Here is an 11,240-nt window from a genome sequence, read left to right as displayed (position 1 = left end):
TTCTGATTGGGATTCTGGCTTTACAACAGGTCGTACTGCTTGAGCTTCTTGCGCAGGGTGCCACGGTTGAGCCCGAGCATCTCGCTGGCCTTGGTCTGGTTGCCCTTGACGTAGTTCATCACGCTTTCGAGCAGCGGCGCCTCGACTTCCGAGAGCACCAGGTTGTAGACGTCGGTGACGGTGGCGCCTTCCAGGTGGGCGAAATAGTTGTGCAGCGCCTTCTCCACGCTGTCGCGCAGGGTCTGGCCCTCCTCGCTCGGCGTGTTGAGGTGCTGCTTGAGATTGGCGTTGTCGCTCACGGGCGTTGTTCCACTCACTAAAGTCTCGGTCATCATCGTCATGCGGCCACCCCTTGTCCGTCCTCTGTCTCAAGGCTCTGTCGACGCTCGCGGAAAAACGCGCGAACGTTGGCGCACTGCGCTTGTGTGTCTTCCAAAGCGTTGAACCGGCCGCGAAACTCCTTGCCGCCAGGTCGTGTCGCCAGGTACCAGCCAACGTGCTTGCGGGCGATACGTACACCCATCACATCGCCATAGAAGGCATGCAGCGCGGCCAGGTGCTCCAGCAGAATGCGTTCCACTTCTTCCAGCCCCGGGGCTGGCAGATGCTCGCCCGTGCGCAGGTAATGCTCGATCTCGCGGAAGATCCACGGCCGCCCCTGGGCGGCACGGCCGATCAGCAGGCCGTCGGCACCGGTGGCGTCCAGCACCGCCCGGGCCTTTTCTGGCGAGGTAATGTCGCCGTTGGCGAAAACCGGGATCGACACCGCTTGCTTGATGGCAGCGATGGTGTCGTATTCGGCTTCGCCGGTATACAGGTCGGCGCGTGTGCGGCCATGCACCGCAAGCGCCTGGATGCCGGCCTGTTCGGCGATCTTCGCCACGTTCAGGCCGTTCTTGTTCGCCCGGTCCCAGCCGGTGCGGATCTTCAGGGTCACCGGGACCTCCACGGCGCCGACGACGGCATGGAGGATCTCGCTGACCAAGGCTTCATCTCTCAATAAAGCAGAGCCTGCGGCTTTGTTGCAGACTTTTTTCGCCGGGCAGCCCATGTTGATGTCGATGATCTGGGCGCCGGCTTCGACGTTGGCCCGGGCCGCGGCCGCCAGCATCTGCGCATCGCCACCGGCGATCTGTACCGAGCGTGGCTCGGGATCACCTTCGTGGATGCGGCGCAGGCGCGACTTGCGGCTGTTCCACAGGCTCATGTCGCTGGTCACCATCTCCGACACCACCATGCCCGCCCCCAGGCGTTGGCAGAGCGTGCGCAAAGGTTGGTCCGTGACCCCGGCCATGGGCGCGAGGATCAGGTTGTTTCGCAGTGTATAAGGGCCGATGCGTACCGCCGACATAGGTGTTCCCTGTTGTGGGGCCGAATCATTGGAGTCCGAAAAAGGGTTGGCATGATACCCGCTCTCGGTGACCGGATAAAGATGGATTTGGATAAAATCTGAACAGCTCGAGGCTTATAGCGAAAGCTGCAAGCTGCGCGCTTCAAGCGGCAAGAGAGCGGGGGCCGGAGCACCGTGCGCTTTCTCGCGAGGCCTGCAGCTCGTCGCTTATGAGGGCTGCAAGAGACCGTAAGCCGAGGCTCGGTGCGCTTTTTCTTGCAGCTTGCGGCTTATTCGGGGGAGCGGAAGCTGAGGCTGTAGTTCACCGCCTTGGGGCCGGGGTCGAGGATGTCGAGGGCGATGTGGATCGGGGTCTGGCTGGGCATCTCGCCGCGCCCGGCCAACTCGCCCGAGAGGTACTCGCTGGGCTTGAAGCGACGGCTGGCGATGAGCTGGCCGTTGAGGTCGGCGAAACGCAGCTCCAACAGCGGGAACGGCTGGGCGAAGGGCGCGCGGTTGTAGATGATCGCATCGACGATCAGCGCACCCTTGAAGTCCGGGTGGCTGCGCACCACCAGGTTGCTGCTCTTGATCCGCGAGATGTCCACGCGGGTCGGCACCTGGCAGCCGAGCAGCGGGCACAGTTGCTGGAACCAGGGGCGGTACTGGTCCTGGCGGGCCATCTCGTCGAAGTGGTACCAGACGTACTGGAACGCCAGCAGGCCAGCGGCCAGCAGGGTCAGCACGCCCCACAGCAGGCGCTTGGCCCAGTTGGGGCGGGGCTTGTGCCAGTCGAGCTGCAACGGGTCGTCGACCACGTGTACCAACGGCTCCTTGCGCGTCGGGCGCTCGGGCCGGGCGGCCAGCCCCGGCTCCAGCCGTTCGTCGGGCAGGTGGCGGGCATCGTCATCGTCGTCGTGCGCCGACAGATGGAGGCCACGTTCCTCGTCGTCCAGTGCCGAAAGCCCCATTTGCGGGACTTCGTCGTCGGTCGACAAGTGTTCGCCCCGCGGGTCGGAAAGCGGGGTGAAGGTGTGGGGCTCTTCGTCGTCCAGGTCCAGGTTGCTGCCCAGGGTCGGCTCGGTGCGATCGCCCGGTGCTGGCTCCAGGTCGAGGTCTTCCTGTTCGACCAGTACGGGGGCGGGCTCGTCGACAGGGTGCAGGTCGGGCTGCTCGTCGGTCGCGGTGCCGAAGGGGGCGTCGCTGTGCGCTTCGTCGTCGGGGGCGTCGCGGCGGGCCTGCAAGGCCTCGGCGCGTGGGGCCTCCTGGCGTTCGGCTGGGGTATCGCGTTGTTCGAGGCGGGCCAGCTCCTGGTCCAGGTCGAGGTCATCCAGCGCCTGCGCCGTGAGGGTCCAGTCCTCCTGGTCCACGACCGGGCGCTGGCTGGCCGGCTGTGCCGCCGGCTCAGGTGTTGGCTCTGGCGCTGCGGCCGGGGCCGGAGCCGCTTGCGCGCCTGCGGCGCGGTTCTGCTCCAACAGTTGCTTGGCGGCATTGAACACCTGCAGGCAGTGGCCGCAGCGCACCACGCCACGGGCCACGCTCAACTGGTGGTGAGTGACGCGAAAGCTGGTCTGGCAATGCGGGCACTGGGTGACGAAACTGTCGGTCATGCGGCGATCCGGAGGGCTGGTGCAGGGATTTATTCTAGGCCTGCCGGGCGGCGGCGACCACTGATGCGCACCCAGCCGTCGCGCTCGACGATCGGGTCGAGCTCGAAGTCGGCGGCATAGGCGGCGGCCACTTCCTCACCTTGTTCGGCGAGGATGCCGGAGAGCGCCAGCAGGCCACCGGGGCGGACCAGGCCGGACAACTGCGGGGCCAGCGAAACCAGAGGGCCGGCGAGGATGTTGGCGACCAGCACGTCGGCCTGCAGGGCCGGCATCTGTTCGGGCAGGTACAGGGCCAGCCGCTGGTCGGCGATGCCATTGCGCCCGGCGTTGTCACGCGAGGCCTCCAGGGCTTGCACGTCGATGTCGGTGCCCACTGCCTCGCGGGCGCCCAGCAGCAGGGCGGCGATGGCCAGGATGCCCGAGCCGCAACCGAAGTCCAGCACCTGGGTGCCTTCGAGCTGCTGGCCGTCGAGCCACTCCAGGCACAGGGCGGTGGTCGGGTGGGTGCCGGTGCCGAAGGCCAGGCCCGGGTCCAGGAGCAGGTTCACCGCGTCCTTTTCCGGGGCCTCGTGCCAGCTCGGGACGATCCACAGGCGGCGGCCGAAGCGCATGGGCTGGAAGTTGTCCATCCAGCTGCGTTCCCAGTCCTGGTCCTCGATCACCTCGGCGTGGTGCTCCGGCAGCTCGGCGCCGGTCAGCAGGCGCAGGTGGGCGAACACCTGCTCAGGCTCGGCATCGGCCTCGAACAGGGCCAGCAGATGGGTGTGCGACCACAGCGGGGTGGTGTTGAGGTCCGGTTCGAAAATGGGCTGGTCCTCGGCGTCCATGAAGGTCACCGAGACGGCACCGACTTCGAGCAGGGCGTCTTCGTAGGTTTCGGCTTGTTCCGGGCTGATGGCCAGGCGTACTTGCAGCCAGGGCATGGCGGGCACCTTTGGTAAATCGACAGGGGCAGCCCAGGGCTGCGCGAAGCCTGGCAGTTTACTTGAGTGCGTGGGGTTTGTGCAGGACGGTTTGGCCGGGCGCGGGCAATGGGCCGCGCCGCGGCCGGGAGGGCTGCACCTGGTCAGGGGTGCCGGTGCATCCCGCGCTCGATGTCGTCGATCAGTGCCTTGGCGAAGCCGCTGAGAATCCGCGCGGCGCTGCCGGCGATCAGGTCGCCTTCCATCTCCGCCTCGGTGGACAGGTGGCGGATGCAACCCAGCAGCACCGACAGCTCGCAGAGGGCATGTTCGAGAGAGACGCCGGGTTGGATACGGAACAGCTCCATGAAGGTTTCGCGGCCGGCGGTCGAGCAGGCTTTCGGGGCAGGGGCGTCGTTGAGGGGGATGGGATGGGCAAGATGGGGCGGGTCGGGGACGGTCTTCTTCATGATGGATCTCCAGTGCGTGGCAGGAGCGACCACCTGGATCTTTCTCACGGACAAAGGTGGCAGCCGTACGCGGGGTGAGAAAACCGGTGCACTGGAAACCCGGCCAGACCGAAGTCTGCCCGCGCATGGCTGCCATGAAGCGATGCCGTAGCAGTGCAGGTCGGGTTTCTCACACCCGGTCGCCAAATGTGACGACCCGGTGAAGTTATCCCCAGGGTATTGCCCTAACAATGCGGCGGTTTCCGGCAGTTGCGTAGGATAGTTCGCCAGACGTGGTGGGCTGAAGTGTTTGGTTCCAAGTTCGGAAATGTCTGACAAGGTTGAGATCGCTGGGGCCGCTTCGCGACCCATTCGCGGGCAAGCCCGCTCCCACACAGGCTGTGTTGCCCATTCGGTCCCTGCTCTCTGCGCGACAGCGCAGCCCGATGGGCTGGGTAATCTTCCCACAGGCACAGCGCCGCTCTCACGGGCAGCGGTGAACCTGTGGGAGCGGGCTTGCCCGCGAATGGGCCGCGCAGCGGCCCCCTGCACACTCAGTGCTTGCGCAGGAACGCCAGCACCTGTTGGTTCACCTGCTCCGCCGCTTCCATCTGCACCATGTGCCCCACCCCCGGGATCACCACGACCTCCGCCTCCAGCCCCTCGGCATGGCTGGCCGGGATGATCGCGTCCTCGCTGCCCCAGACCACCAGCACTGGCAACTGGCCCAGCACGCCGCGCAGGTCGTGGCGCTGGCGGTCGCCGTCGGCGATGGCCGCCGCCAACTGGCGCAGGGCCGTGTCGACGCCCTCCAGGCGCTTGAACTTGAGCATGTCCTCGAGCATTTGCCGGGTCACCAGCCCCGGGTCGGCGAACAGTTGGCTCATCTGCGGCTTGAGCGCGTTGCGGTTGCCGGCCTCGACGAAGCCTTGCAGGTACCGGCCGTTGATCGCCTGGCCAAGCCCCGCGCTGGCGATCAGGCCCAGGCTGGCCACCCGCTGCGGCGCCAGGCGCGCGACGTTCAGGCTCACCGCACCGCCCATGGAGTGGCCGACCAGATGGGCGCGGGGGATGTCCAGGTGATCGAGCAGGGCCAGCACGGTTTCGCTCAGTTCATCCAGGTCGCCCCGTTGCAGGGCCTTGGCCGATTCGCCATGGCCAGGCAGGTCGAGGGCGATGACCCGGCGCTCGGCAGCCAGGGCCGGGTGGTTGAACAGCCAGTTGTCGAGGTCGCCACCGAACCCGTGCACCAGCACCAGCGGCGTGCCGCCTTCGCCCAGCACGAACCAGCGCAGCAGGCGGCCACCGACCTCGGCCTTCTGCGGGGCCGGCCCCTGGGCCTGCTCGCCGCCCTCGGCGACGAACTCGGCCTGGAAGCGTTGCACCACGGCGTCGATCTCGGACTCCTGGGCCTCTCCCTCCACCACCACGGCGAGCAGGGCGCCCACCGGCAGGGTCTCGTCGGGCCTGGCCACCTGGCGGCGCAGCACGCCGCTGAACGGGGCTTCGACGCTGCTGCTGATCTTGTCGGTCTCGACGTCCAGCACTTCGTCGCCCTTGTTGATTTCATCGCCTTCCTGCTTGAGCCAGGTGTCGACCCGGCCCTCGGTCATCGACAGGCCCCACTTGGGCATGGTCAGCGTATGGATCTGGCTCATGCGGCACTCCTCGCGGCTTCGATCACCTTGTGTACGGCGGCCTCGATCTTCGCCGCGTCAGGGATGTACAGGTCTTCCAGGGCATCGGAGAAGGGCACCGGGGTATGCGGTGCGGTGACCATCTCGATCGGCCCCTTGAGGGTGCCGAAGGCCTTCTGCGCCACCAGCGCGCTGATGTCGGTGGCCATGGAGCAGCGCGGGTTGGCTTCGTCGATCACCACCAGGCGGCCGGTCTTCTCCACGCTTTCGAGGATGCTGTCTTCATCCAGCGGGCTGGTGGTGCGCAGGTCCAGCACTTCGCAGTCGATGCCCTGGCGGGCCAGGTTATTGGCCGCCTCCAGCGCCACGTGGACCATCCGCCCGTAGGTCACCAGGGTCACGTCGTCGCCATCGCGCAGGAAGTTGGCTTCGCCGAAGGGCACGCTGTAGACCTCTTCCGGGACCTCGCCTTGCATGCCGTAGAGCAGCTTGTGCTCGCAGAAGATCACCGGGTCGTTGTCGCGGATCGCCTGGATCAGCAGCCCCTTGGCGTCGTATGGCGAGGAGGGGCAGACCACCTTCAGGCCTGGGATGTGCGTCCACAGCGAGGTGAGCATCTGCGAGTGCTGGGCCGCCGCGCGCAGGCCGGCGCCGTACATGGTGCGCAGCACCAGCGGGGTCACGGCCTTGCCGCCGAACATGTAGCGGAACTTGGCTGCTTGATTGAGGATCTGGTCCAGGCAGCAACCGGCGAAGTCGACGAACATCAGTTCGCACACCGGGCGCAGGCCCTGGGTCGCGGCGCCGACGGCGGCCCCCACGTAGCCGATCTCCGACAGCGGTGCATCCAGTACCCGGCCGGGGAACTGGTGGTACAGCCCCTTGGTCACGCCCAGCACGCCGCCCCAGGCATCGTCCTCGCCTGGCGCACCGGCGCCGCCGGCCACGTCCTCGCCAATGATGAATACCGTGCTGTCACGGCGCATTTCCTGGGCCAGCGCCTCGTTGATGGCCTGCTGGTAGCTGATCTTTCTTGCCATGGTGGTTCTCCTGCTTGTTCTTGTCGGGCGGGCTCAGGGGTAGGCGACGTAGACGTCGCTGAGCAGGTCGGCGGGCTGCGGCTTGGGGTCGGACTTGGCGCGGCGCACGGCGTCGTCGATCAGGGCCTCGACACGGGCGTCGATGGCATCGAGCTGGTCGAGGGTCAGCAGGCCGGCGTGGGTGGTCTTGTGGCGAAACTGCAGCAGGCAGTCTCGGCTTTCACGCAGGTTCTTCACCTCGTCCGGGGCCCGGTAGGTCTGGGCGTCGCCTTCGAAGTGGCCGTAGTAGCGGCTGAGCTTGACCTCGATCAGCGACGGCCCTTGCCCGGCGCGGGCGCGCTCGATGGCGGCGCCAGCGGCCTCGTGCACGGCGAAGAAGTCGAAGCCGTCGATGGTCACGCCAGGCATGCCGAAGCCGGCGGCGCGGTCGGCGATGTGATCGCACGCCACCGACCAGGTCGAGGCCGTGGCCTCGGCGTAGCCGTTGTTCTCGGCGACGAAGATGCACGGCAGGTTCATGATCGAGGCCAGGTTCATCGCCTCGAACACCGCGCCTTCGTTGGAGGCTCCGTCGCCGAAGAAGGCCACCGACACATCGTCGCGGCCCTTGATCTTGGCGGCCAGGGCGGCGCCGGCCACCAAGGGGGCGCCGGCACCGACGATGCCGTTGGCACCGAGCATGCCCTTCTCCAGGTCGGCGATGTGCATGGAGCCACCCTTGCCGCCGCACACGCCGGTCTTCTTGCCGTAGATCTCGGCCATCATGCCGTACACGTCGACGCCCTTGGCGATGCAGTGGCCGTGGCCGCGGTGGGTCGAGGCAATGCAGTCGCTGTCGCGCAGGTGGGCCATGACCCCGGCGGCGGAGGCTTCCTCGCCGGCATACAGGTGGACGAAGCCGGGGATCTCGCCGGTGGCGAACTCGACGTGCAGGCGTTCTTCGAAGGCGCGGATGGTGCGCATCACTTCATAGGCATGCAGCAACTGCTCGGAACTGAGGTGAGTGGACATCTTGTTGTTCTCCAGGGTTGTCTCAACACGGGGGTGCAGCGGGGCGCCGGTGGTCGCGGGGGACGACCAGCAGGTGATGACGGGCGGCATGGGCCAGCACGGCCTCGACATCCACGGTCAGGGGGCCGTGGGGGTCGAGGGTGATGGTCGGGGTATCGTGCTCGGCGAACTCGATCTCCCGTTCGCCGTCCAGGGCCAAGGTGCCGCAGGCCAGGGCCAGGGGGTAGGCCACGCCGGGTTCGAGCGGGCCAGAGGCGCTGATGCCGCAGCCCTGCAGCAGGCCGGGGGCCAGCGGGGCGAGCAGGGCCTGTGCGCTGTCGGCCTCGAGACGTACCCAGGCACCGTGCCGGTCGTGGCGCGACACCGGGCACCACAGCCCGCACAGGGCCGACAGGCCGATGGCATGGGGTTCGGCGAAACAGGCGAAGACTTCGGCCAGGTCTTCGCTGCGGCTGAGGGCGCGGGCACCGATGAAGCGCTGGGGCGACACGGCGACCTCCACCAGCGCCCACTCGCACAGGCCCTGTTCGGGCACGCGCACCAGCAGCCGCTTGTTGCGGCGCAGGCCGATGCCGGCGGGGATCTGGCCGCTGGCCTGCAGGCCGCCGGCCAGGCCCGCGCTGGTGGCCTCGCGCAGTTCGGGAAAGGCGTTGTTGGTGCCGGTGGACAAGGTCAGCAAGGGCACGTCGCCAGCCTCGGCAGCCACGGCCTTGTGGGTCCCGTCGCCACCGAGCACGGCGATCATCGCCACGCCGCGCTCGACCATCTGGCGGGTGGCCAGGCGGGTGTCGGCGACGGTCTGGGTCAGTGGCAGGTCGAGGACTTCCAGGGTGGGCCAGTGCTGGTCACGGGCCAGCGGGCCGAGGCTGGCCTTGAGCACGGCGGCGGCGATACCGGTCATGTCGGTGGGCAGCAGCACCCGGGCGATGCCGGTGGCGCCGAAGGCCGCGAGCAGGCGCTGGATGGCCGAGGCCTTGTCGGTACTGGAGTACAGCCCGGCATTGGCGGTCAGGCGACGCAGGTCGCGACCGGACGCCGGGTTGGCGATGATGCCGATGGTCGGGGCGGGTTGCGGCATGGCGCACCTCGTTTTCTTGTTTGCCAGGGCTTGAGCAAGCGCGGTGCCAGGTTTGCCCGGGCTGCCTGTAAGGCGCGTGGCAGAGCGATCCGGCAGGGTTGCAGGCGAAGCCTGGGCGGTGCCAGGCGAGACGCCGGGTGCCAGCCGGGCGGGGGCGCCGGCGAGACACTGAGACGCTGCGTCTCAAGCGCACCGGTGATCACGCGGCGCTTGTCGGACAATCCGTGGAGGCGCTTAATGGCCGCACAACGACAAGAACACGAGAACCGGAGGGCCCCAATGCTTGCCGCGAACTCCCGAGCCCATGTCGATTGCGTCAGCCGGGTGCTGAAGAACGCCGATCGCCTGCCCCAGGCCCCGGTGCCGACGCTGATCCTCGACTCGTGGCGCCGCTCCATGGAGTTGTACCGCCTCGACCCGGGCTCCTTGCAGGGCCCGCGCATCCTTTCCCAGACACTGCTCAACGAATGCCGCGAACGCGCCGAGCTGTTCCTGCGCATCGCCAGCGATGCGGTGGCGCGGTTGCATGAGCGGGTGCGCGGCGCCGACTATTGCGTGCTACTCACCGACGCTCTGGGGCGCACCATCGACTATCGGGTGGAGTCGGCGATCCGCAACGACTGCCGCAAGGCCGGGCTGTACCTGGGCACCTGCTGGTCGGAGGGCGAGGAGGGTACCTGCGGGGTGGCGGCGGTGCTGACCAGCAAGGCCCCGGTCACGGTGCACAAGCGCGACCATTTTCGCGCCGCCTTCATCGGCTTGACCTGCACCGCGGCGCCGGTGTTCGACCCCCATGGCGAACTGCTCGGGGTGGTGGATGTTTCCGCCCTGCAGTCGCCCGACGACCGGCGCAGCCAGCACCTGATCCGCCAGTTGGTGGAGCAGACCGCACGGGAGATCGAGAACGCCTTCTTCATGCACAGCGCCCAGGGCCATTGGGTGATGCGCGCCCATGGCACGCCGGGCTACGTGGAGAGCCAGCCGGACTACCTGCTGGCCTGGGATGCCGACGGCCGCCTGCAGGCGATCAACAGCCTGGCCCGCCAGCGCCTGCTCGCGCAGCATGGCCGCTTGCCCGCGCATATCGGCGAGGTGTTCGACCTCGACCAACTGCGCCGCGCCAGCGATGCCTCGGCACAACGCCTGCCAGGTTGGGGCGGCCTCTATGGGCGGGTCAGCGCACCGCAACGGCGTAGCCGGGCAGTGCCGCCGCGCCAGGCCCAGGATGCGCGCATCGAACAGCACCTGCGCCTGGCCACGCGGGTGAAGGATTGCAACCTGGCGGTGCTGGTACTGGGCGAGACCGGCGCCGGCAAGGAGGTCTTCGCCCGCCAGTTGCACCAGCAGAGCCAGCGCCGCGACGGGCCGTTCGTCACCCTGAACTGCGCGGCGATACCCGAGAGCCTGATCGAGAGCGAACTGTTCGGCTACGTGGCCGGTGCGTTCACCGGTGCGTCGAGCAAGGGCATGCAGGGGCTGCTGCAACAGGCCGATGGCGGCACCTTGTTCCTCGATGAAATCGGCGACATGCCGCTTAACTTGCAGACCCGCTTGCTGCGAGTGCTGGCCGAGGGCGAGGTAGCGCCGTTGGGGGCGGCGCGCCGTGAGCGGGTGGATATCCAGGTGATCTGCGCGACCCACCGCGACCTGGCGGCGATGGTGGCCGAAGGGCGCTTTCGCGAGGACTTGTATTTCCGCCTGGCCAACGCACGTTTCGAATTACCGCCGCTGCGCGAGCGGGAGGACCGACTGGGGCTGATCCACCGGTTGCTGGCGGAGGAGGCCGAGGCGTGCGGCGTCGAGGTGGTGCTGGCCGATGCGGCGCTGGAGGCGCTGTTGACCTATCGCTGGCCGGGCAACCTGCGGCAGTTGCGGCAAGTGCTGCGCTATGCCTGCGCGGTGTGCGAGGGCGGCCAGGTAGGGCTGGAGGATCTGCCCGAGGAGGTGCGTAGTGGGTACGCGCCCTCCACTGAAGCGGCAATCTCCAGCCCAGCACGCCAAGCCTTGCTCGATGCCCTGATTCGCCATCGCTGGAAGCCGGCGGAGGCGGCACGGGCCCTGGGAATCTCGCGGGCGACCCTGTATCGACGGGTCCACGAGCACCGGATCGAGATGCCCCGGATGAAGGGTTAGGGGGCCGCCTGGTTTTTCTTGTCGCTTGCCGCTAAAAAAGAACCCCGGCA

Annotated in this window: 10 protein-coding genes; 1 reads left to right on the top strand and 9 read right to left on the bottom strand. The window is 67.7% G+C overall.

Annotation, left to right across the window (positions count from 1 at the left end; genetic code table 11):
- Positions 1–20 precede the first annotated feature (20 nt).
- The 9 genes from fis to ABFA30_RS23215 all read right to left on the bottom strand — a co-directional run bounded on the left by fis (position 21) and on the right by ABFA30_RS23215 (position 9,057).
- Positions 21–341: a DNA-binding transcriptional regulator Fis gene (gene fis, locus ABFA30_RS23255; RefSeq protein ID WP_008093076.1), complete on the bottom strand. Its 321-nt coding sequence runs from the start codon at positions 339–341 to the stop codon at positions 21–23.
- On the bottom strand, positions 338–1,351 hold the full coding sequence (gene dusB / locus ABFA30_RS23250; RefSeq protein ID WP_225790630.1) for a tRNA dihydrouridine synthase DusB: 1,014 nt from the start codon (positions 1,349–1,351) through the stop codon (positions 338–340). The genes fis and dusB overlap by 4 nt, the downstream gene beginning before the upstream one ends.
- 269 nt (positions 1,352–1,620) lie before the next feature.
- Positions 1,621–2,940: a DUF3426 domain-containing protein gene (locus tag ABFA30_RS23245; RefSeq protein WP_410046015.1), complete on the bottom strand. Its 1,320-nt coding sequence runs from the start codon at positions 2,938–2,940 to the stop codon at positions 1,621–1,623.
- Positions 2,941–2,969: 29 nt separating this feature from the next.
- Positions 2,970–3,863, bottom strand: coding sequence for a 50S ribosomal protein L11 methyltransferase (gene prmA / locus ABFA30_RS23240; protein WP_410046014.1), 894 nt, complete (start codon positions 3,861–3,863; stop codon positions 2,970–2,972).
- Between the two features lie 143 nt (positions 3,864–4,006).
- Positions 4,007–4,312 (bottom strand): DUF3077 domain-containing protein, encoded by a 306-nt coding sequence (locus ABFA30_RS23235; protein WP_410046013.1) that lies wholly within the window; start codon positions 4,310–4,312, stop codon positions 4,007–4,009.
- A 533-nt stretch (positions 4,313–4,845) separates the two neighbouring features.
- Positions 4,846–5,949 (bottom strand): acetoin dehydrogenase dihydrolipoyllysine-residue acetyltransferase subunit, encoded by a 1,104-nt coding sequence (locus tag ABFA30_RS23230; RefSeq protein ID WP_410046012.1) that lies wholly within the window; start codon positions 5,947–5,949, stop codon positions 4,846–4,848.
- A complete protein-coding gene (locus tag ABFA30_RS23225; protein ID WP_410046011.1) occupies positions 5,946–6,968 on the bottom strand; it encodes an alpha-ketoacid dehydrogenase subunit beta in 1,023 nt (340 codons plus the stop codon). Before ABFA30_RS23225 ends, ABFA30_RS23230 begins: the two co-directional genes overlap by 4 nt.
- A gap of 33 nt (positions 6,969–7,001) precedes the next feature.
- Complete coding sequence (locus ABFA30_RS23220) at positions 7,002–7,979, bottom strand: thiamine pyrophosphate-dependent dehydrogenase E1 component subunit alpha (protein WP_225790509.1); 978 nt, start codon at positions 7,977–7,979, stop codon at positions 7,002–7,004.
- A 22-nt stretch (positions 7,980–8,001) separates the two neighbouring features.
- Positions 8,002–9,057, bottom strand: a complete 1,056-nt coding sequence (locus ABFA30_RS23215) for an ATP-NAD kinase family protein (protein ID WP_253081007.1) — start codon at positions 9,055–9,057, stop codon at positions 8,002–8,004.
- A 279-nt stretch (positions 9,058–9,336) separates the two neighbouring features.
- Here ABFA30_RS23215 and ABFA30_RS23210 point away from each other — a divergent pair, with 279 nt between their 5' ends.
- Positions 9,337–11,190, top strand: coding sequence for a sigma-54-dependent Fis family transcriptional regulator (locus ABFA30_RS23210; RefSeq protein WP_225790507.1), 1,854 nt, complete (start codon positions 9,337–9,339; stop codon positions 11,188–11,190).
- Positions 11,191–11,240 lie beyond the last annotated feature (50 nt).

The sequence above is a fragment of the Pseudomonas sp. HLMP genome, assembly GCF_046365545.1.
Classification (GTDB): domain Bacteria; phylum Pseudomonadota; class Gammaproteobacteria; order Pseudomonadales; family Pseudomonadaceae; genus Aquipseudomonas; species Aquipseudomonas guariconensis_B.
Note: the sequence above shows the minus strand (reverse complement) of the source record. Positions and strands in the feature narration are given on the sequence as shown.

Excerpts from the sequence above, each read along its gene's own strand:
- ABFA30_RS23225 (WP_410046011.1), bottom strand. The coding sequence starts at position 6,968 with ATGGCAAGAAAGATCAGCTACCAGCAGGCCATCAACGAGGCGCTGGCC.
- ABFA30_RS23210 (WP_225790507.1), top strand. The coding sequence starts at position 9,337 with ATGCTTGCCGCGAACTCCCGAGCCCATGTCGATTGCGTCAGCCGGGTG.
- dusB (WP_225790630.1), bottom strand. The coding sequence starts at position 1,351 with ATGTCGGCGGTACGCATCGGCCCTTATACACTGCGAAACAACCTGATC.
- ABFA30_RS23245 (WP_410046015.1), bottom strand. The coding sequence starts at position 2,940 with ATGACCGACAGTTTCGTCACCCAGTGCCCGCATTGCCAGACCAGCTTT.
- prmA (WP_410046014.1), bottom strand. The coding sequence starts at position 3,863 with ATGCCCTGGCTGCAAGTACGCCTGGCCATCAGCCCGGAACAAGCCGAA.
- ABFA30_RS23220 (WP_225790509.1), bottom strand. The coding sequence starts at position 7,979 with ATGTCCACTCACCTCAGTTCCGAGCAGTTGCTGCATGCCTATGAAGTG.
- ABFA30_RS23235 (WP_410046013.1), bottom strand. The coding sequence starts at position 4,312 with ATGAAGAAGACCGTCCCCGACCCGCCCCATCTTGCCCATCCCATCCCC.
- ABFA30_RS23230 (WP_410046012.1), bottom strand. The coding sequence starts at position 5,949 with ATGAGCCAGATCCATACGCTGACCATGCCCAAGTGGGGCCTGTCGATG.
- fis (WP_008093076.1), bottom strand. The coding sequence starts at position 341 with ATGACGATGATGACCGAGACTTTAGTGAGTGGAACAACGCCCGTGAGC.
- ABFA30_RS23215 (WP_253081007.1), bottom strand. The coding sequence starts at position 9,057 with ATGCCGCAACCCGCCCCGACCATCGGCATCATCGCCAACCCGGCGTCC.